The organism is Undibacterium sp. RTI2.2 (assembly GCF_035018705.1).
Lineage (GTDB): Bacteria > Pseudomonadota > Gammaproteobacteria > Burkholderiales > Burkholderiaceae_D > Undibacterium.
This window is the reverse complement of the sequence record NZ_JASJXN010000022.1, coordinates 54445-76544: the sequence shown is the minus strand read 5'-3', so window position 1 is coordinate 76544 and position 22100 is coordinate 54445. Positions and strand designations below refer to the sequence as shown.

Sequence of the window (22100 nt, the reverse complement as noted above, 5' to 3'; positions counted from 1 at the left end):
CGTACTCACTTCTCGTGTTTCACTGTCTTTCTACCTCTATTTCCCCGCCTCTCGACGGGAGCCGAACTATAGCAAACCTATCCTCCCTTTGGCAAGGACTTTCAAATACAAAGTCATTGCAACTGGTTTTAACCCTGATGCGGAGAGTAAAATGTTGGTTTGGTCTTTGCTATACAGAAGGCTCTTTATTTACCTGGAATGCCGTAAATGCTACGTTTGACTGATATACAACTCCCACTCGATCATCCTGAGTCCGCTATTAAGATAGCTATTTTGCAGCGTTTAGATATTACTGAAAGTGATCTAGTCAGCTTCACTGTCTTTCGCAGAAGCTACGATGCCCGCAAGAAATCTGCCATTGTCTTGATTTACACCATAGACGTCGAAACGACTAAAGACGCGCAATTATTGTCCCTGTTAAAGAACAAGCCCAATATCGGCATCACGCCAGACACCAGCTATCACTTTGTCACTCAAGCGAAGACCGCCCCGGAAGTACGCCCTGTTGTGATTGGATTTGGCCCTTGCGGCTTGTTCGTTGCTTTAATTTTGGCGCAGATGGGATTTCGCCCCATCGTATTAGAGCGTGGAAAAAATGTTCGTGAACGTACCAAAGATACCTGGGGTCTATGGCGCAAGCGTGAGCTGCAACCAGAATCGAATGTGCAATTTGGCGAAGGTGGTGCCGGCACTTTTTCTGATGGAAAACTCTGGAGCCAAGTCAAAGATCCCAAGCATTACGGACGTAAGGTATTAACTGAATTTGTTACTGCCGGCGCGCCGCCAGAAATCATGTATGTCAGCAAGCCACATATCGGGACTTTTCGATTAGTAAAGATGATTGAAGAAATGCGCGCCAATATCGAATCTCTAGGTGGCGAAATTCGCTTTGAACAAAAAGTCAGCGACATTGAAATTACAGATGGTCAGATCAACGGCGTGCATCTGGCCGATGGCTCATATATAGCGACGAATCATGTCGTCTTGGCTGTAGGACATAGCGCAAGAGACACTTTCAAAATGGTACATCAGCGTGGAATTTATGTTGAGGCGAAGCCATTCTCCGTTGGCTTTCGCATTGAACATCCGCAATCCATTATTGACAAAGCCCGCTTCGGGCCGAATGCAGGCAATAAAATTCTGGGGGCTGCCGACTATAAATTGGTACATCATGCAAGCAACGGACGCTCCGTTTATAGTTTCTGTATGTGCCCTGGCGGCACTGTGGTAGCAGCAGCATCCGAACCGGGTCATGTCGTGACCAACGGCATGAGTCAATACTCTCGCAATGAACGCAACGCCAATAGCGCCATTGTTGTGGGGATTACTCCAACCGATTACCCGGAACATCCATTAGCCGGTATTGATTTCCAGAGAAAACTAGAATCTCTGGCATTCCATTTAGGGGGCGAAAATTACAATGCTCCAGGACAGTTGGTCGGCGATTTTTTAGCTAACAAGCCCTCAACAGAATTAGGCAGCGTAGAGCCATCCTATAAACCGGGCATTACCTTATGTGATCTGGCCGCAGCCTTACCTGAATTTGCCATAGAGGCTATAAGAGAAGCGATCCCGGCATTCGACAAGCAAATTAGCGGCTTTGCGATGAAGGACGCAATCATCACGGGCGTCGAGACAAGAACGTCATCACCGATCCGGATAAAACGCGATGATGAGAGTTTGCAGAGCATTAATACAAAAGGTTTATATCCCGCAGGAGAAGGCGCGGGTTATGCTGGTGGCATATTATCAGCGGCAATTGATGGCATCAGAGTCGCTGAAGCGCTAGCCCTAGATATGCAAAAACACATGCAAAAACGGATTACCTCAAACTAATCACGCAATCATCATTACGTATAAAAACAGGCAGATCGAAGATTCAATCTGTCCGTTTTTTTCAAAAATTTGCTTTTGATTTGTGATCTGATTTTACAATCTGATTTTATGATCTAACTACTAAGCAATTTACTAAGCAATTAAGTCTTCCATCCCCTCGCTTAGCTCAGTCAAAGTCGGCATGTCATTCCATATGGCGTTAGACGAAATGCCGAGTTTTTTCGCCACCTCGGCTGGGAAAGTGGCGTCTAACTCTTCTTGCGAGTAATTATTTTCCTGCGCACGTGAACGCCAGGCCGCAATGTGGATGATTGCTGCCATTGGCTCAAAAGGTACATGTTCTAGCGGCTCTGGGAAAGCCTTAATCACAGTCGCAAAATTATCCGGAAAGCGCCAGCGCTTTGCCAGCTCTGCACCTACGTCAGAAAAATCATATCCAAACGAAGAGTGCTCAACACTCAATCTGCGAGAATCTAAAGTCCCGGCGATTTTATCAACTTGCAGCATTTGCTCCGGCATTGCTGCATGCATTACCAGTTGACCAATCGCATGCATCATCCCGACGGTAAATGCAAAATCCGAATTACCCCGAATTTGTTTTGCAAGCCACTTTGCGATCACGGCGGTATGCAAGCTATAACGCCAGAATTGCTTTAAATCCACACCTGGCATCGCCTTAAAACCACCGGTCAAACCGCTACTGACAACCAGTGTACGTACTGCCATAAAACCCAGCATCAAGACAGCATCATCCACGGTACCTATGGTTCTTGATGAGTGATAATAAGAAGAGTTTGCCAGTCGTAATAACTTTGCACTCAAGACTTGGTCAGCGGCTAATTTTTTTGCAATCTCATCAATTGATACGTCTTCATTATTAAAACTATCAATGACTTCTTGAACGACTTTAGGAATCGTAGGCAGCGCATTTTGTTGCTGGAATAGTGCGTCGAAATTCATATAGCATCTCCTTTAACGACAGTATGGAACTGTTACAGCTCATTATTGAATTTATATGCACAAGGAAAGCGATTGCCGCCTTCATTTGATGTGAGGATTTTATTTTGCTCTCACTATCGAAAATCATACTCCGATAAGATACCGAAAGACATTAAATTTTCTGCGAGATCAAAAAAGCACGCTGCCATTGCACGAACGTACATTCAAACAAAGGCGAACAATAAAAATTTAGCTCTGCCAGGATTTACAAGGTAGCTTGCGGGATTTTGTAAGAGTCCTAAAATCAAAGCTGCTTCTGCCAATACGCAACATCGATCCATCGCCCATGCTTAAAACCGACCTGTGCAAATTGTGCCACTTGCTTAAATCCACATTTTTTATGCAAATGCACGCTCGCCTCGTTGGGTAAAGCGATACCACCAATTGCCGTATGCACACCCTGCTTAGCTAGTTGACTCAACAAGGCTTCATACAAAATCGTACCCGCCCCTTGACCACGCGCCTCCGGTGACAGGTAGACAGAAACCTCTGCTGAAAATCGATATGCTGAGCGCGCCCTCCATTTTGTTGCGTATGCATAACCAAGCATAACGCCATCACGCTCAAGGATTAACCACGGAAAATTCTGCGTTACCTCAACAATGCGATCCGACATTTCAGCCGAACCGACCTCACTCTCTTCAAAAGAAATCTCTGTCGTCACAACATAATGGTTGTAAATCCTAGAAATTGCTTCAGCGTCGTCAAGACTTACAGGGCGCACGTCGGACATCATCATATTCTCACTCATAAAAAAACGCCTACCTGTAGCATCACAGAGAGACGTATTTATTGACTCCAGATCAGAAAGATTTCCATCACTTCACAGAGCATTTGTACAAGTCAACATCTAGGCAACCTCAATATACTCCCCCTATTTTTCATCAAAAACCTTCAATCGACCAGGTTTTACTAGGACAACTAAAAATACTTACTAGGAGTATATTAATTAACTGCTTCCAACTCGATACGTAAAGACTGGAAGATTGCTCAAACTTTTATTCGTCTTTAGCACCATCAATGCCAAGTTCTTGAATCTTCCTTGTAATCGTGTTGCGCCCTATTCCCAACCGAATTGCCGCGTCATTTTTTCTACCATGTGTATGTTTTAGTGCCGCCTTAATCACAACGGATTCAAAACTACGACCCAACTTATCGATCACATCGGATTGGCCTTGCGTCAACATTGCTGTCGCCTCGGCTTCTAACAAACTCATCCAATTATCTGCCTTGTGTTGCTGCGATTCTGCACTGCTGCCAACCAAACCACTTCCATTTAAAACACTGCTGGCATCACCTTGACGCGACAATTCGCTGTTGGGATATATGGCACTTATGGCATGCTGTGTCGGTGCCGCAGCAGGTACAGGAACTGGCAATAAATCCTGAGGTAAGTCTGGCACCTCTACCGTTTGCCCCGGTGCCATCACCGTAATCCAATTGCACAAATTTTCTAACTGCCGCACATTACCCGGAAACTCTAATCCAGACAAAAATTGCAATGCTGGTTCTGACATCCGCTTTACTTCTACGCCAAGTTGCTTGGCGCTTTGCGCTAAGAAAAATTTAGTCAGTAGCGGAATATCTTCGCGTCGTTCGCGCAAGCTGGGTAAGCGTAAGCGAATCACGTTTAAACGGTGATATAAATCCTCGCGAAACAAGCCATCCTTGACGCGGAATTCTAAGTTTTGATGCGTTGCCGCAATCACACGAACATTCGCTTTCATCGGTTGATGTCCGCCGACACGATAAAAATGACCATCTGACAAAACCCGCAGTAACCGTGTTTGCAAATCAAAGGGCATATCACCAATTTCATCTAAAAATAAGGTGCCGCCTTCGGCTTGTTCAAAGCGTCCGCGTCGGGTCGCTTGCGCACCGGTAAATGCGCCGCGCTCGTGTCCGAATAATTCGGACTCCAATAAATCTTTAGGGATCGCGGCGGTGTTCAGCGCAATAAAAGGCTGTGCTGATCTGGGGCTGTGTTTATGCAAAGCCCGAGCGACCAATTCTTTTCCACTACCTGATTCGCCAGTGATCAAGACTGTGACATTCGATTGGGATAAGCGGCCAATCGCTCTGAAAACATCTTGCATCGCGGGCGCTTGTCCCAAGATTTCTGGCGTCTCCGAAATGGTTTGCTCTACATTCGATTCGCGCAAACTTTCATCCAAGGCGCGACGAATTAATTCAACCGCTTTGTCCAGATCAAATGGCTTGGCAAGATATTCAAACGCACCACCTTGGAACGCCGCTACGGCCGAATCCAGATCCGAAAACGCGGTCATGATAATCACCGGTAGACCAGGGAATTTTGCTTTAACGACTTGCAATAACTCTAAGCCAGAAGCGCCATGCATACGGATATCGGAGACCAAAACCTGTGGCGTATCGCTTTGCAATGCAGCCATCGCATCACGCGCATTAGTAAAGCTTTTTGTCGTGAGATTTTCGCGTGCTAAGGCTTTTTCAAGCACCCAGCGAATTGAATCGTCATCGTCAACTATCCAGATTGGTTTCATATAATCGTTTTGTCCCGCATTAAAAATTAAAGCAAATTAGGTAGCGGCGCTTGTGGCACCACCAACGTTCCACGATCCTCTATCAAGGTAGTGGAATCAAAATCCGGAAATCCGTGCACCCAGGCCGACTTTCACAATCGATCACGCCCATGTGTTGCTCGATAAAAGTTTGCGCTAGTGTCAGTCCCAATCCACTACCACCGTCACGTCCCGATACCAAGGGGTAAAAAATGCGATCGATGATTTCGGCTGGAATACCTGGTCCGTTATCGATGATATGCAAATCTAATGCCAGCCTGTACCGTATCTTGGAAATAGTAATCTGGCGCACCACACGCGACTTAAATGTCAGCTCGGCATCGCCACGCTTGATGCGCTCGCTTAAAGCCTGCGCTGCGTTGTGGGCAATGTTGAGTACGGTTTGAATCAGTTGTTCCTGATCGCCGCGGAACTCAGGAATCGACAAATCATAATCACGCTTAATACTCAAGCCTTGCGGAAATTCAGCAAAAATCAAACTGCGTACTCGCTCACAAACTTCGTGAATATTCACATCGCCAACGATGTGCGGCAAACGATGCGGTGCCAGCAAACGATCAACCAACGTCTGCAGACGATCGGCTTCTTTGATAATGACCTGGGTATATTCGCGCAACTCTTTTAGCTGACGCTCGGGCAATTCAAGTTCTAGTAATTGCGCGGCGCCACGTATGCCGCCGAGGGGATTTTTGATCTCATGGGCCAGATTGCGAATCAATTCTTTATTCGCTCGGTTCTGGTCTTGCATACGTTCTTCGCGATCCAGCTTGAGCTGTTGTACGTTCTCGCGCAACTCGATTAATACCGGATTATCGGGATTGTCCAATGCAGTGACAATACTGTGTACATGCAATGGATCTTTGCCCGCCCGCACCAGAGTTAAATCTTGGCGCTTGTCCCCGAACTGATGTGCGACTGCCTGATCAAATACTTCTAACAGCTCATTACCGTTTAAAAACAAATCACTTAATTTTTGTTGATTTAAGGCCTTGAGTGAATTCTCTAGCAAACTCTCTGCCGACGCATTGGCATATAAAATATAACTATCTGCATCCAGCACAATGACGGCCGAGGTCAGCAAATCGAGTCCAGCAAAAGAGGTCATTGGTGTTTTCAAGATAGTCCATAAAAAAAGGCCGCCTAGTGCGACCTTGTTACGCAAGCATCATGCCTGAAATGTCTTTTTATTCAGACACCGGCTCTTTATTTTAAATTACTGAGCTCTCGTTTCAGTGCTTCGATGTTTTTTTCGGTGCGGCTAATATCGTCTTTCATCATATTAGTGCGCTCTTGATACTTGGCATAATTTCGCTCATCACCACGTCGTTCTGGCTCACCGTTGTTATAATCTTTTTTCAATGCAGCTAATTTTTGCTCTTCCGTTTTTAACTCATCTTGCAGAATTTGTTTTCGATCAGAGTCACGTGCTTTCTGAGTACTCTCATCTACCTTGGGGAAATCCGAAGGTGAGGATGCTGATTTTGACGCTGTTTTTTTTGTCCCCATAAATGCTGGCGCAGGGACGACTGTAATGCCGGGCAACTCAACTCGCTTGCAACCTTTAGTTTCGCCAGTGTTTTTGTACTCTTTATTGCCATTAGCATCGACGCACAAAAACACATCCGCATCTGCATGTGCGGACGGTGCAAAAAAAACTGCCAGTAAAGCTAGGCCACTCAATAGTCGATTCATTTTATCTATAGGTCAGTCAATAACGTCTTTAGTGTATTCCAAGCAAGCGCCCAGCACAATTACCATCTGTAAATGCTTACAATAAATTACTTAATAAACATGACATTTAAGTTATCAGCATATCGATAAAGAGGTATTTTTTAAATACTCCCTCTTATTTTCTTAATTTATAGTCGATTGTCCATACTTTATATGGACAATAAAAATATACCCATAGTGAGTATATTTTTGAAGTAAGAGAAATTTCGTCCTACTTAAGCTAAAAAGACATAAAAAAAGCGGAGAAATTTCTCCGCTTTTGGCTTCGTTGCTAATTGCTTTAATTAGCTTGAATTGGCATGTACCCGATTACAAAGAGTAGTACATATCAAACTCAGCAGGATGCGTGGTCATACGCATGCGCTGTACATCTTGCATTTTCAGTTCAATGTAAGCATCAATCATACTGTCGCTGAATACGCCACCGCGTGTTAAGAACTCACGGTCTTTGTCCAGCGCTTCTAATGCTTGTTCCAATGAATGGCAGACTGTTGGGATCAACGCGTCTTCTTCTGGTGGCAAATGGTACAGATCTTTAGATGCTGCTTCACCTGGATGTATCTTGTTTTGAACGCCGTCCAAACCAGCCATCAACAAGGCAGAGAATGCCAGGTATGGGTTAGCCAGTGGATCTGGGAAACGTGCTTCAACGCGACGACCTTTTGGATTCGATACGTAAGGAATACGGATAGAAGCAGAACGGTTTTTAGCAGAGTAAGCCAGTTTTACAGGTGCTTCGTAACCTGGAACCAAACGCTTGTAGGAGTTAGTACCTGGGTTAGTAATCGCATTCAAAGCGCGTGCATGCTTGATAATGCCGCCGATGTAGTACAGAGCAAAGTCAGACAAACCAGCATAGCCGTCACCAGCAAACAGGTTGGTACCTTCTTTCCATACGGATTGGTGGACGTGCATACCAGATCCGTTATCGCCAACGATAGGTTTTGGCATGAAAGTCGCTGTCTTACCGTAGGTGTGCGCCACGTTCCATACAACGTATTTCAGGTTTTGTGTCCAGTCAGCGCGCTCTACCAGAGTAGAGAATTTAGTACCAATTTCGTTTTGACCAGCGCCAGCAACTTCGTGGTGATGCACTTCAACTGGAATGCCCAGAGACTCCAGGATCAAGCACATTTCAGAACGCATGTCCTGGAAGCTGTCGACTGGTGGCACTGGGAAGTAACCGCCTTTAACTGTCGGACGATGGCCAGTATTGCCACCTTCGAGTTTTTCGCCTGTAGTCCATGATGCTTCCTCGGAATCAATCTTCACGAAGCAGCCGGACATATCGATTTTCCAGCGTACGCTGTCAAAGATGAAAAATTCTGGTTCTGGACCAAAGTAGGCGGCATCGCCAATACCGGAGGATTTCAAATAGGCTTCAGCGCGCTTGGCGATGGAGCGTGGATCACGGTCATAACCTTTGCCATCTGTCGGCTCGATCACGTCACATTGCATAAACAATGTTGTTTCTTCCATGAACGGATCAATGTTGGCAGTAGCAGGGTCCGGCATCAACAACATATCGGATGCTTCAATCCCTTTCCAGCCTGCGATTGACGAACCGTCGAACGCGTGACCGGATTCGAATTTATCCATACTGAACTGGGAAACTGGAACCGTGACGTGCTGTTCTTTGCCTCTTGTATCTGCAAAGCGAAAATCAACAAATTTAACTTCGTTGTCTTTCGCCATTTTCAAGACTTCTGCGGCTGTCATTGCCATGTGAAACTCCTCAAATAAAGCTAAAAATAAATTCGGAAAATGCTGAGCTATCTTGCCAACTATCGACCAACCATCGACTGAATAACGGTTAACTTAGTTCGGCTAACTTACTACCGCTAAATTCTTACCGCTAAATTCCTACCGATTAACTATCAATCAACTAAGCCAATTCTTAACTGACACCTTGAAATGGTGCATTCTTCTTTGCGTCTATCATTGCGTTGTTATTCTATAAGAAGCCGCGCCAGAAAAACGACAGCAGCCTAAACACACTAAAACACGCTACAACAGATAAAAACCTTCTGCACCAAGTCAATAATGCAACTCGCAATCGATAATAGCAGAATCCGTGCCACCATTTAGGGAAAGAAATTGCGGTGACTGAAGATGCTAAATCTTTGTTTTTTCTAAAAATTTTCTGACAACATGATCAAACAAGACATATTCATCTAACAAATTTTGCACCAAATTAAAACATAAAATCATAAGCGCACCAAATTAACGCTTTTTTATAAAAAATACTTAAAATTGCACCCGCATGAAGCATGATCAAAATTTATTACTCTGCTCAGTTAACATAGCGTTCGTTCTCAAACCAGCGGTACATAATCTGGTTTAGTACATCCATTGTTGAAGTTGAACGATTTACACCAAGGCTCAATATCATGACAAGCACAACTCTTACATTACTCACGTCAGCCCGCCAACGCGGACAAGAACAAAGTCTGCCGTACGCAGGAGCGGTCACTCCGGAAGAGGCTTTTGCGCTGTTAGCAAGCGATATCAACGTCTTACTGGTTGATGTCCGCACCAATGCAGAAAGAGACTGGATTGGTCGCGTCAAACTACCCGATGCTCAACACCATACCGTGCAATGGAGTACCTATCCGGGCGGCAATCCCAATCCTGACTTTTTGACTGAATTAACCAAGGTAACGGCAGACAAAAATACCACTATCCTTTTCCTATGCAGGTCCGGCGTACGCTCACGCCATGCCGCAAAACTCGCCACTGAAAACGGCTACGTCGCATGCTTTGATATCTTGGAAGGATTTGAAGGCGATAAAGACAGCGAAGGTCATCGCAAAACGCTGGGCGGCTGGTGCCAGAAAGGCTTGCCTTGGTTGGGTGCCTGAGTATTTAGCCCTAGATCGATCACAATCTGTAGGTCACGATCTGTAAATCACCATATGGCGCCATCAAATTCGCTACTTCTCTGACTGCAGCAGATCAACCGCAATCTCGCTGGTGTCCTTCAAAGTTTGCAGCACAATATTTGAGCGAATATCTAATACGCCCGTAGTCTTATACAGTCGCTCCAGCACAAACGAGGAATAGTGTTTGAGATTACGGGCTTTTACCCGCAATAGATAATTAGCATCGCCCGTGATGATGTAAGAGCCGACGACTTCGGGCCAGCTTTGTAAAGCAAGCGTGAAATTTTCATGCCATTGCTCCACATCGCGGCGCATGGTGACTTGCACAAAGGCGTCCACCTCCAGACCAAGCGCGGTCGGATTGAGGACGGCGCTGTAATGTTGGATGATGCCGCTTTCTTCCAGCAGTCGTACCCGACGCAGGCAAGAAGATGGCGATAAAAACACCTTGTCAGCCAGCTCCTGATTGCTGATGCGTCCGTCGGTTTGCAGGTAGTGCAAAATTTTAATATCCGTTGCATCTAGCTGCATTTTGACTATCTCCGTACATTCCATCATTAATTGAGTATTTTTTCGCAGTTTATTCTACATAAGCGGGTTTAACCACCTCAATTTGCAAGAACAATTTTTTCATTTGGGAATAAACTTACTGGCATATTTTTCTCTGATGGAGACATCGATGTCAGCTTCTGATCACCAAAAACCGCAACAAAAAAATCCACAAATTTGGGATATCTCCCCTGCACTGCAAAGCGGTATGCCCGTATGGCCAGGGGACACCGCTTACAAGGCAGAGGCCACTTGGCAAATTGAAGCCGGCTGTCCGGTCAAAGTCAGTAAGATCAGCATGTCCACTCACACGGGTGCGCATTGCGATGCACCTTCGCATTACGATGCCGCTGGCAAAGCGATTGATCAAGTTGATTTGACGACGTATATCGGTGCTTGTCGCGTCATCCATTGCATTGGCCGTCAGCGAGTAGAGCCTGAACATATCGCGGCGCAACTGGCGGGTACTCCGCCGCGGGTTTTATTACGTACTTACTTTGCCGCACCGCAGACTGAATGGGATGATCATTTTCCTTATATTGCACCTGCCACTATAGACCTGTTGGCAAGCCACGGCGTGCGTCTGATTGGGATTGATACGCCCTCGCTCGATCCACAGGATTCAAAAACGATGGATTGCCACTTGGCCGTAAAAAAGCATCAGATGGCGATCTTAGAAGGCATCGTGCTGGATGCGGTCAGCGCGGGCGATTATGAGCTGATTGCTCTGCCACTCAAACTGGCGGGACTGGATGCGAGTCCAGTTCGTGCAATTCTTCGTTCGCTTTAAATAGCTACAAAAATAAGCTCTCGTCAAAATCATCGTTCGCTCAATTTTTAACCATACTCATTTTAAATCGCCATGACCACACTACACCGCCAGCATTGCCTCGACCTCGATGTACAAGATCCTCTTGCCACTTTGCGCGAAGAATTTGATTTGCCCAAGGACGTGATTTATCTCGACGGTAACTCACTCGGCGCAATGCCAAAAGCGTCGCTGACCAGAGCGCAAGAAGTGATCCGTCAGGAATGGGGTAATGATCTGATCAAGAGTTGGAATAAAGCAGGTTGGTTTGATTTGCCATCTCGTCTGGGCGACATGCTGGCGCCACTGATTGGCGCCGCGCCGGATGAAGTGGTGGTGACGGATTCGACCTCGATCAATTTATTTAAAGCGCTGGCGGCGGCTTTGCATCTTCAGGCCAGCAATCCTGTTACAGCCGATCGTAAAGTCATCGTCACCGAACGCAGTAACTTCCCGACTGATATCTATATGGCGGAGGGCATTACCCGCTGGCTGGATCGTGGTTATCAAATCAAACTGGTAGACACACCAGACCAATTGGCGGCGGCGATCGACCAGACTACCGCGGTCGTGATGCTGACTCATGCGAATTACCGCAGTGGCTATTTACATGACATGGTCGCAGTGACTGCGCACGCGCATGCACAAGGAGCTCTAATGCTATGGGATCTGGCACATTCAGCCGGTGCGGTGCAAGTGGAATTAAATCAGGCACAAGCGGATTTTGCCGTGGGATGTACTTATAAATATTTAAACGGCGGGCCAGGTGCTCCGGCATTTATCTGGGTGGCAGCGCGCCACCAGGCAGCGTTTTCTCATCCTCTGTCTGGGTGGTGGGGTCATACAACACCATTTGAAATGGCACCGTCGTTTGTTGGCACACCGGGTATCCGCAGAGCGCTGTGTGGCACACAGCCGATTGTCTCTTTGGCGATGGTGGAATCAGGTCTGGCAGTATTTAGTAAAACCTCGATGGCTGCGATCCGTGCAAAATCCTTAGCGCTGACCGAACTGTTTATTCAATTGGTCGAATCACGTTGCGCCAATCAATCCTTGGAGTTGGTTACGCCGCGCGATCAGGCGCGGCGCGGCAGCCATGTCAGTTTTACCCATCCGCACGGCTATGCGGTAATGCAAGCGCTGATCGCCCGCGGCATTATTGGTGATTATCGCGAGCCTGCCATCATGCGCTTTGGTTTTACCCCGCTCTACACCAGTTTTGTCGATGTATGGGATGCAGTTGAAGGCTTGCGCGATATTCTGGAATCGCAAGCTTATGAGTTAAATGCAGAGCGTCATGCAGTAACTTGAGCAATCCGATATCAAGCTAAAACGCCTCCTCGATTACTAAATAAAACACTCATTATGACTAGCGATATCAATAACGACAGCACAGAACAAGCTCCCGGCACGACCAGCGCAACTGAAGGCAAATGCCCCGTCTCTTGGCATGGCGCCAAAATGGATTTTAAAAATGACATGAGCTATGGCGACTATCTAGGCCTGAATCAAATCCTGTCTGCACAACATCCACGCTCGCCCAACCATAATGAAATGCTGTTCATCATCCAGCATCAAACCAGCGAACTCTGGATCAAGCTAATGCTGCATGAACTACACGCGGTGCGCGCGCAATTGCGCGCTGGCGATTTACCACCGGCATTTAAAATGCTCTCGCGGGTTGCCCGCATCATGGACCAACTGGTGCATGCATGGGATGTCCTTGCAACCATGACGCCAAGCGAATACACCGCCATCCGGCCGTATCTGGGCAACTCATCTGGCTTCCAGTCACATCAATACCGTGAGCTGGAATTTTTACTCGGGAATAAAAACGCTAGCCTACTGAGCGTGCATGAAACCAATACTGAAGCACATACCAGCTTGTCCGATGCGTTGCATGCGCCCTCGATCTATGACGAAGCCATCATGCTCATGGCACGCCAGGGATTTGCCATTGATGCAGCACGTTTAGCGCAAGACTGGACGCTTAATGTCGAGCCAAACGAGTCCGTCAAAACCGCCTGGTTACAGGTGTACCAGCAGCCAGAGCAACATTGGGTGCTATACGAACTAGCAGAAAAATTAGTCGATATGGAAACCGCTTTCCGCATCTGGCGCTTCCGCCACGTGACTACGGTGGAGCGGATTATCGGTTTCAAAGTCGGCACCGGCGGCACAGCAGGCGTCAGCTATCTGCGCAAAATGTTGGATGTCGTGTTGTTCCCAGAACTATTTGCGCTCCGCACGGCCTTATAAAATCACCCGACGGATTCAAGTACGAAGAGCAACATTGAATAAAAGGTCAAAGGGTCAGATGCGATAGCATTCTGCCTTTTGACCAACCAGTCGAAAGTTGCCGAATATGCGCTACACACACCTAACCCAAAAACTCACGACAACAATTGACGAAAAAATAAAGGGGTGTTTCAGAACAATCCATCATCTAAAATTGTCGGGACAGACAATAGAAAAACCAGGCAACAAGCTAGTTACCTGCTTTCGATTTTGATCTCGGGTTTTGATCTCGGGTTTTGATATCAACTACTGATTTCTTCAACTAGATTTAAGCACAAACGTCATTCCGCTAAAACTACCTAAGAAATTTAAAACGCCGCAATACCAGTCTGGGCACGACCCAAAATCAAAGCATGAATATCGTGTGTACCTTCATAAGTATTCACCACTTCCAGATTCACCAGATGGCGTGCCACGCCAAACTCATCCGAGATACCGTTGCCACCCAACATATCACGTGCCATACGAGCGATATCTAATGATTTTCCGCAAGAATTACGCTTCATGATCGAGGTAATTTCCACCGAAGCAATGCCCTCATCTTTCATACGTCCCAAACGTAAGCAACCTTGCAAGGCCATCGTGATTTCAGTTTGCATGTCAGCCAGTTTTTTCTGAATCAATTGATTCGCAGCGAGTGGACGACCAAATTGCATACGATCCATCGTGTATTGACGCGCGGTGTGCCAGCAAAATTCTGCCGCACCCAAAGCACCCCAGGCAATACCATAGCGCGCAGAATTCAGGCAAGTGAATGGGCCCTTTAAACCCTCGACATTCGGCATCAGATTTTCTTCAGGGACAAATACATTGTCCATCACGATTTCACCGGTAATCGAGGCACGCAAACCCACCTTACCGTGGATCGCCGGTGCGGATAAACCCTTCCAGCCTTTTTCCAAAATAAAGCCGCGGATACGACCATCATCGGTCTTCGCCCACACTACAAATACATCGGCGATCGGGCTATTGCTGATCCACATTTTGGCACCGCTCAGCGCGTATCCGCCGGGGACAGTTTTCGCCCGCGTTACCATACTGCCGGGGTCAGAGCCGTGATCAGGTTCAGTCAAACCAAAACAACCAATCCATTCACCGGTAGCTAACTTAGGCAGATATTTTTGCTTCTGCGCCTCACTACCAAATTCATTGATCGGCACCATCACCAGCGAGCTTTGCACACTCATCATTGAGCGATAACCAGAGTCAATCCGCTCTACCTCGCGGGCCACCAGACCATAACAAACATAGTTAAGACCAGCACCGCCGTATTCTGTAGGGATGGTCGAACCGAGCAAACCCAGTTCACCCATTTCACGAAAAATTGCCGGATCCGTTTTCTCATTACGGAAGGCATCCAATACCCGAGGTGCCAGCTTCTCCTGACAATACACACGTGCAGCCTCTTGCACCATGCGCTCGTCATCAGTCAACTGCGATGACAACAATAAAGGATCGTCCCAATGAAATGATGCTTTTGCCATTTGTCTCTCTCTGTAATTAATATAAAAATGTCAGGCGAGTATTTTAATACTTTAGTTATACCTGTATTTATTTCGTGCAGAAATTTCTATTTTGCCAATTTCTTACGACAAGTTTAATCCGATAGTGATTACGCCGGGCTTTTGAGTTTGAAGCTAGTTTGATCCTAGTCATAACGCCGTAATACTTCAGCCGTAAGATAGCTATATCTGCTGTACGTGCAACCGATATGCCCGATGGCAGCCAGGTGCGCCTTGCCCGATTAGGACAAGGTCAGCACCGAGCCCAATTCTATGCCGATGCATCAACGCGACGGCAATCAATCATCCCAAACTATTTACTGTATTTCTGAGATAAAAAATAATATCTCGGAATTTGAGTTTATTACAGTATGCCAATGAGCTTGGATGGCAAATAGGTGAATGATAGACAACGCGTGATTGTTTGCGCCACTACAACCAGATATTTTTTGATTTGAGAATAATGCAGCATGGCTTTGGTCCCTCCGACTGGAATCGAACCAGTATCCCACGCTTAGGAGGCATGTGCACTATCCATTGTGCTACGGAGAGACGCTAATCGAGCTGGAGTATTACTTGCTCTTTGGAAGAAGCCGCATCTTACCTGAGCGGGGCTGAACAATCAATTCGGCTGTTTTTAGAGGTGCGCTTTCTCTATGAGGTCACGCACTCAAGTACAATACTGCCTTTATTCATCCAATTGCAGCAGATTACCGTCAATTTCGGTCGTATTTAAGAAAATTGTCTCATCTGCAAACGCTCTAATCAGTTCATCTTTTTGTTCACCAGGTAATTATGGCAGTCATTTCTCTCAGCAATGCCCAATTGGCATTCGGTCACGTCGCCCTGCTCGATCATGCAGAATTTTCTATTGAGACCGCAGAACGCGTCGGTCTGATCGGTCGCAACGGTACAGGCAAATCTTCTTTGCTCAAAATTATTGCGGGCACGTCCAAATTGGATGATGGCTTACTCGTCATGCAGCAAGGCATCAAGATCGCGTATGTCGAACAAGAGCCACAATTTTCGCCTGACATCAGAGTCTTTGATGCGGTGGCATCCGGTATGGGCGAGATGGCTGCGCTTTTGCAAGAATATGAAGAGCTGACCGGTCAGTTTGGTGGCGACAATGATGACGCTTTGATGGAGCGTATGCATGACATCCAGATCAAACTGGATGCGGCAGATGCATGGAGTCTGACTAATAAGGTTGAGACTACCTTAGACAAGCTAAATCTGAGCGCAGATGCGATCATGAGTACGCTCTCTGGCGGGATGAAAAAACGTGTCGCGCTAGCATGTGCCTTGGTCAGTGCGCCCGATGTGTTGCTTCTGGATGAACCGACTAACCATTTGGATTTCTCGTCTATTCAATGGTTAGAAGCTTTATTGCGCGACTTCAAAGGTAGCGTGCTGTTTATTACCCATGACCGTAGCTTCCTGGATAATGTCACGACACGAATTATTGAGTTAGACCGCGGCAAAATTACCTCTTACCCCGGCAACTTCACGACGTATCAAACGCGCAAAGAAGAACAGTTGGAAAATGAGGAAGTTGAGAATGCCAAGTTCGACAAATTTTTAGCACAAGAAGAAGTCTGGATACGTAAAGGCGTCAAAGCGCGCCGCGTACGTGACGAGGGTCGTGTCAAACGTTTGGAAAATCTGCGTGCGCAACGTAGCGTGCGCCGGGATCAGCAAGGTCAGGTCAAACTGGATGTCACTACTGGCGAACGTTCAGGCAAGATCGTCGCGGAACTGGAAAACGTCTGCAAATCATTTGGCGAAAAAGTCATCGTTACCGATTTCTCCAGCATCATCATGCGCGGCGATAAGATTGGTTTGATTGGTCCAAATGGTGCGGGTAAAACAAGCCTGCTGAAATTAATTCTCGGGCAAGATGAGCCGGACAGCGGCACCATCAAACAAGGTAGCAAATTACAAATCGCCTATTTTGATCAAATGCGTGCTCAGTTAGATGATGAAATGAGCTTGGCAGAGACTATTTCTCCGGGTAGTGATTTTGTCGAAATCAATGGCCAGCGCAAACACGTGATGTCTTACTTGGGCGACTTTTTGTTCGCCCCAGAACGCGCTCGTTCTCCGGTGAAGTCATTGTCTGGTGGTGAACGTAATCGCCTGCTGCTAGCCCGTTTGTTTGCCAAACCAGCCAACGTTTTGGTGTTGGATGAGCCAACCAATGATCTGGATATTGATACCTTAGAATTACTGGAAGAACTGCTGGAAGACTACGATGGTACGGTCTTCTTGGTCAGCCATGATAGAACCTTTTTGGACAATGTCGTCACACAAGTCATCGTGGCAGAAGGCGATGGACAATGGGGCGAATTTATTGGTGGTTACAGTGATTGGGAGCGTTATCGCAATAGCGTCCCCGTCACAAAAAAAGTGAAGAATGCATCGCCATCAGAAGTTAAAGTAGAACCGAAAGTAGCACTGGCAGCCAAAAAGAAACTCAGCTACAAAGAGCAAAAAGAATTAGATGAATTGCCAGCCTACATTGCCAAGCTTGAAGCAGAACAAGAAGCGATTACTGAAACTTTGGCTGATAGCGATTTCTACAAAAATAATTCGTCAGATGAAGTCAAAAAGCTGAACGATCGTTTTGCCGAGATTGATGAAATCTTGCTAGTCGCAATTGATAAGTGGGATAGATTGGGTAGCTAATCCGCTGGATTGATCTGAATTACATCAGATCAATTAGTGACTACCGCTTGGTAGATATTACTTACTAGCGGTCACTTAGTAAATGTCACTTAACAATTCTCGCTTAACCAGTCTCACCTAACGTCGTTCCAGAAAAAACTGGAGCGACGTTTTTACATGCGCTTTGATATACGCTAATACATGCGTCAATACATCTGCTAACACATGCACATGTTTATGCTTCAGCGCTCGCTTTTACGAAAATCTTTCAGGCGAAATCCCATTACAAACAAAGAAGCAAAGTACGTCACCATGCAGGTCAAAATAATACCCAGCAAAATAGCAAAACGGATCCACCCGTTGCTACGCAAAGCAATCCAGTCAAACTGATTTGCGGACAAAACTGCAACGATACCCATTAACACCAGTGCCACGAGTAATTTCACCAAAAAAAGTAGCCATCCTTTTTCTGGCACATAAATACCCCGACGCCGCAAGCCCATATACAACAAGGTCGCATTCATCCAGGCACCCAAGCCTATTGATAACGCCAAGCCAGCGTGCTGTATGTAGGGCACAAATAGCAAGTTCATCAGCTGGGTAGAAATCATCACGATCACCGCAATTTTCATCGGCGTGCGAATATTTTGTTTCGCATAAAATCCCGGCGCCAAAATTTTAACCACGATCAATCCCGTCAATCCTATGCCATATGCCGCTACCGCCTGCGCGGTCATATGCACGGCTTCGGCACCAAATTTGCCATGGTTAAACAAAGTCGCTGTGAGGGGAACCGGTAACGTCGCCAACGCAACTGCGGCAGGCATCGCCAGCAAACAGGTCAGGCGCAAACCCCAATCTAGCAAAGAAGAATATTCATGTGTATCCGCATCAAAATTCGCCTTCGACAAACTAGGCAATAAAACCGTACCTAGTGCAACGCCAAGTAAAGCAGTCGGAAACTCCATCAACCGATCCGCCGATGCCAACCAAGACATGCTGCCATCCCGCAAATGCGATGCCCAGGTCGAATTAATCAATACACTGATCTGAGAGACAGAAACCGCCAATACGGCCGGTCCCATTTGCCGCAAGATACGACGCACACCAGGGTCGCGCAAACCAAACAAAGGATTTAAATGAAAACGTGGCAACATCCCGATCCGCACCAGGGACGGTACTTGTATCGCCAGTTGCATTACACCGCCGACAAATACCGCAATTGCTAAAGCATAAATCGGCTGCGCTAATAAAGGTGCCAGATACAATGAACCTAGAATCGATGAGACGTTCAATAGCACTGGAGTAAAAGCTGGGATTTTAAATTCGCGCCACGTATTTAAAATCCCGCTCGCTAATGCCACTAAGGACATAAACCCAATGTAAGGGAACATGATGCGCGTCATCATCACCGTGACATTAAATTTAACAGGATTGTCAGCAAATCCCGAGGCAAACAAATAGACTAAAACTGGCGCTCCGACCACGCCAATGATGCAAGTCAAAAGCAATGCCCACGTCAAGACAGTAGCGACATCATCCACCAACTCTTTAGTCGCCTCATCCCCTTTTTGATTCTTATATTCGGCCAGAATTGGCACAAAGGCTTGCGAGAACGCACCCTCAGCAAATAAGCGCCTGAAAAAATTAGGAATACGAAACGCAGCGTTGTAAGCGTCAGTCAAAGCATCTGCACCAAAAGCACTATTAATCAGTACCTCACGAAGCAAGCCAGTGATCCGCGATAGCATGGTTATGCCACTAATAGTGGCGAGCGTTTTGAGTAAGTTCATGGAGCGGCATTATAACGGTAGCCTCAGCAAGAGGCGCATCTACTTGGCATAGAAATAATTTAGCAATCGGAATCTGACAATAATCATAAAAAAACAAGCGTGGAGCACGCCAGCTAAAGTTGCCTCCCTATGACAGAGGGCGCCAGAACAAAACATTTGCTGCCAAAACTTTATCTGCTATAATTGCGAGCTTCGCAAATGAGCAACAATGCGAAATCCGGAGAGATGGATGAGTGGTTTAAGTCACACGCCTGGAAAGCGTGCGTAGGTTCATAGCCTACCCGGGGTTCGAATCCCCGTTTCTCCGCCAGCATAGATAAAATAAGGCTCTCCTCGTGAGAGCCTTATTTTTTGCCGTTCAAACTGAATGTGCTATTCAATTCAATTTCCACAGTCCGCACTAAATTTTACTTTTAGAGTAAATTGAGTGATCAACAGCTTACCTACCACCTTAGGTCAGTTGCCTTTTGACCTCTGAAGTCTTCAACCAATTTGACTAAATCCTTGAGAGAATTTGTTAATTCCTCATGACCATTATCTGAGGAGTATTCCATAAATTTTAACCGCATAGATTCCGACGCAACTTCTAGCACGGCGGGATGAACTTCGTCTCTCGGTAAAGTCATGTAATGGAATGGCATGCGCCCATGAGCAAACTGAACATCTTCAAACAAAAGACGTATATCTGGATCGTCAGTACCACAGCCAACAAACAAAAAAGTATGTGTTAACACTAATGATTTAAGAATTTCATAAAAAAGTACGTATTTTGTACGAGCTTTCGCATAATCATTTCTTGTAAAAATTATCTCCTGGGGAGTGTTCGCAGATCCATGGGTTTTAAGAAGCAATCGTACGTCGCCCCCCAACAAATAATTCGCAATGTCCTGACTAGTGTGATCTTTTATTATGATTGTGCTCTTGGATGTGTTTGAGGCATAAGTATCATAAATATTGTCAAAATTTGGACTCGCCACTATTGACGCGTCTAAATTGAATATATGTTCATGGATAGCTGCGTGGCCGTATCCTTGACCTTGATATTCTTTTTGCACTAGGTCAATAAATTGGTCTGGCTTAAGCCTTTTTTTGATTAGTTCACAAGCCGTTAGGAAGTCTTTCCTATTGATTAATTCATCGATATGCTCTGTATTGTCAAGAGTTTGAGAGCATCCTTTTAAAAATTGCTCCCACGTTGCGGGTCTTTTTCCAGCTATGTTTTGTGAATTTCTCGAAACACCTGCACCAATGACTATTACGCAACGTCTTCTACCTATTGCTTGCACTAATTCAATTGGCCAATGAATCATTGAGAAATTCTTTCATAGAATTTTTGGGAAATACTATGAAAAAATTCACCTGCCTCTGTAACCCGTGAATATTGAGAACCAACAATTCCGTCTTTAGATCCAAGATCAAAAATCGGTGCATGCGCTTGTTGCGATAACGGGACTACACTACTTAATGTTGGTATCACACCTAAATCAACCATTTCTGGATTCACATTGAAAAATAAGCAAAGATTATTAATTTCTTTTGTCTGCTTTTCGATTATTCGCTCGAATGCCATGACGGGTTGGCGAGTTCCACCTTTGCTTTTCGCCTGATATTGCTGCATTACAAATCCTAAAAATTTTAAACTCCAACTGACATCATGATTTTGAATTTGAAATGCACAACCTTCTTGCTTTTGATGCCGTTCAATTGCATCGTTTAAACCAGTCATCCAATTTTGAAATGATTTAATTATATTTTCTACTGCCATCAGACTAAAAATATCAACTGAAAGCGGCATGACGAAATAGTCTACGGCTAACAATACTGACCTGTTCAATGCACCTAAAGATGGTCCCATATCAACAAGCACGAGATCATAGTTTCCCAAGCGACTAATTAATTCTTTGATCGCGTATGTAGTTTGAAATCCTCTAGGATCTCCATTTTTTGTTGACGCCCAATCGGTAGCTAATAAATCCTCACGAATTGACAACTTAGGATCGCCAACGATTAAATCAACGCAGAATCTAGTACTTCTAACAATTGTAGGCAGTTCTGTTGGATATCCTTGCCCACGACGGACGGGTTCATAAAACGAATCTAAACTATAGTGGGTATCGTCTAATAAAATCCCCTCCAATTCATCATCATTAAGCAAATACGCCGAAGCATTACATTGTGGATCTGCATCAATAATTAATACCTTCTGATTTTTTACCTTTGACAATGATGCCGCCAAATTACATATCAAAGTAGTTTTACCAACTCCACCTTTGTTATTAAAAAATCCAATACTTTTCATGACGATCCTTCAAAAACGTTCTGATTGATTTGGTTTCTATTTTCAGAATCACCTACGAAAAACTCAGTAGAAATCGCGAAAAAAAGAATTGAGATAAATATATTTCATGAAATTATAGCAATGATTTTGATTTCGCCAGTAGATCCTTTTTGGCAAATCTCAGCTATGAGCTTAC

General features: G+C 45.6%; 17 protein-coding genes and 2 tRNA genes. 7 read left to right on the top strand and 12 right to left on the bottom strand.

What is annotated here, in order from left to right:
* Positions 1-207 precede the first annotated feature (207 nt).
* A complete protein-coding gene (locus QN395_RS13470) occupies positions 208-1836 on the top strand; it encodes an NAD(P)/FAD-dependent oxidoreductase (protein ID WP_322121516.1) in 1629 nt (542 codons plus the stop codon).
* A gap of 132 nt (positions 1837-1968) precedes the next feature.
* Here QN395_RS13470 and QN395_RS13465 read toward each other — a convergent pair whose 3' ends face one another.
* The 6 genes from QN395_RS13465 to glnA all read right to left on the bottom strand — a co-directional run bounded on the left by QN395_RS13465 (position 1969) and on the right by glnA (position 8852).
* The gene (locus QN395_RS13465; protein WP_322121515.1) at positions 1969-2796 is read right to left on the bottom strand and encodes an HDOD domain-containing protein; all 828 of its coding nucleotides are present in this window, start codon (positions 2794-2796) and stop codon (positions 1969-1971) included.
* Between the two features lie 283 nt (positions 2797-3079).
* On the bottom strand, positions 3080-3586 hold the full coding sequence (locus QN395_RS13460; protein WP_322121514.1) for an arsinothricin resistance N-acetyltransferase ArsN1 family B: 507 nt from the start codon (positions 3584-3586) through the stop codon (positions 3080-3082).
* Positions 3587-3833: 247 nt separating this feature from the next.
* Positions 3834-5357, bottom strand: a complete 1524-nt coding sequence (ntrC, locus tag QN395_RS13455) for a nitrogen regulation protein NR(I) (protein ID WP_323491829.1) — start codon at positions 5355-5357, stop codon at positions 3834-3836.
* An 82-nt stretch (positions 5358-5439) separates the two neighbouring features.
* On the bottom strand, positions 5440-6501 hold the full coding sequence (glnL, locus tag QN395_RS13450; RefSeq protein WP_416200141.1) for a nitrogen regulation protein NR(II): 1062 nt from the start codon (positions 6499-6501) through the stop codon (positions 5440-5442).
* A gap of 98 nt (positions 6502-6599) precedes the next feature.
* Positions 6600-7088, bottom strand: coding sequence for a DUF4124 domain-containing protein (locus tag QN395_RS13445; protein ID WP_322121511.1), 489 nt, complete (start codon positions 7086-7088; stop codon positions 6600-6602).
* Positions 7089-7436: 348 nt separating this feature from the next.
* Positions 7437-8852: a type I glutamate--ammonia ligase gene (gene glnA / locus QN395_RS13440; protein ID WP_322121510.1), complete on the bottom strand. Its 1416-nt coding sequence runs from the start codon at positions 8850-8852 to the stop codon at positions 7437-7439.
* Positions 8853-9517: 665 nt separating this feature from the next.
* Here glnA and QN395_RS13435 point away from each other — a divergent pair.
* Positions 9518-9988, top strand: coding sequence for a rhodanese-like domain-containing protein (locus QN395_RS13435; protein WP_322121509.1), 471 nt, complete (start codon positions 9518-9520; stop codon positions 9986-9988).
* A 72-nt stretch (positions 9989-10060) separates the two neighbouring features.
* Here QN395_RS13435 and QN395_RS13430 read toward each other — a convergent pair whose 3' ends face one another.
* Positions 10061-10540, bottom strand: coding sequence for an Lrp/AsnC family transcriptional regulator (locus tag QN395_RS13430; protein WP_322121508.1), 480 nt, complete (start codon positions 10538-10540; stop codon positions 10061-10063).
* Positions 10541-10688: 148 nt separating this feature from the next.
* Between QN395_RS13430 and kynB the strand changes: the two genes are divergently transcribed.
* The 3 genes from kynB (at position 10689) to kynA (ending at position 13625) form a co-directional block, all read left to right on the top strand.
* The gene (kynB, locus tag QN395_RS13425) at positions 10689-11348 is read left to right on the top strand and encodes an arylformamidase (protein ID WP_322121507.1); all 660 of its coding nucleotides are present in this window, start codon (positions 10689-10691) and stop codon (positions 11346-11348) included.
* A 72-nt stretch (positions 11349-11420) separates the two neighbouring features.
* Entirely contained in the window at positions 11421-12677 is a 1257-nt protein-coding gene (gene kynU, locus QN395_RS13420; RefSeq protein WP_322121506.1) for a kynureninase, read from the top strand.
* 150 nt (positions 12678-12827) lie between these two features.
* Positions 12828-13625: a tryptophan 2,3-dioxygenase gene (gene kynA, locus QN395_RS13415; protein ID WP_322121706.1), complete on the top strand. Its 798-nt coding sequence runs from the start codon at positions 12828-12830 to the stop codon at positions 13623-13625.
* Positions 13626-13972: 347 nt separating this feature from the next.
* Here the strand turns inward: kynA and QN395_RS13410 are convergent, their stop codons facing one another.
* A complete protein-coding gene (locus tag QN395_RS13410; RefSeq protein ID WP_322121505.1) occupies positions 13973-15148 on the bottom strand; it encodes an acyl-CoA dehydrogenase in 1176 nt (391 codons plus the stop codon).
* 495 nt (positions 15149-15643) lie between these two features.
* A tRNA-Arg gene (locus QN395_RS13405) sits at positions 15644-15718 on the bottom strand.
* Between the two features lie 243 nt (positions 15719-15961).
* Here QN395_RS13405 and QN395_RS13400 point away from each other — a divergent pair.
* Positions 15962-17854 (top strand): ATP-binding cassette domain-containing protein, encoded by a 1893-nt coding sequence (locus QN395_RS13400; protein ID WP_322121504.1) that lies wholly within the window; start codon positions 15962-15964, stop codon positions 17852-17854.
* Between the two features lie 221 nt (positions 17855-18075).
* On the opposite strand, the gene murJ is transcribed toward QN395_RS13400, so the two are convergent.
* On the bottom strand, positions 18076-19626 hold the full coding sequence (gene murJ / locus QN395_RS13395) for a murein biosynthesis integral membrane protein MurJ (protein WP_322121503.1): 1551 nt from the start codon (positions 19624-19626) through the stop codon (positions 18076-18078).
* A gap of 219 nt (positions 19627-19845) precedes the next feature.
* Between murJ and QN395_RS13390 the strand changes: the two genes are divergently transcribed.
* Positions 19846-19936: transfer RNA gene (locus QN395_RS13390), tRNA-Ser, on the top strand.
* 133 nt (positions 19937-20069) lie between these two features.
* Here the strand turns inward: QN395_RS13390 and QN395_RS13385 are convergent.
* Both QN395_RS13385 and QN395_RS13380 read right to left on the bottom strand, forming a co-directional pair.
* The gene (locus QN395_RS13385) at positions 20070-20936 is read right to left on the bottom strand and encodes an SIR2 family protein (RefSeq protein WP_323491830.1); all 867 of its coding nucleotides are present in this window, start codon (positions 20934-20936) and stop codon (positions 20070-20072) included.
* Positions 20933-21925, bottom strand: coding sequence for a ParA family protein (locus tag QN395_RS13380; RefSeq protein ID WP_322121500.1), 993 nt, complete (start codon positions 21923-21925; stop codon positions 20933-20935). The genes QN395_RS13385 and QN395_RS13380 overlap by 4 nt, the downstream gene beginning before the upstream one ends.
* Between the last annotated feature and the right edge of the window lie 175 nt (positions 21926-22100).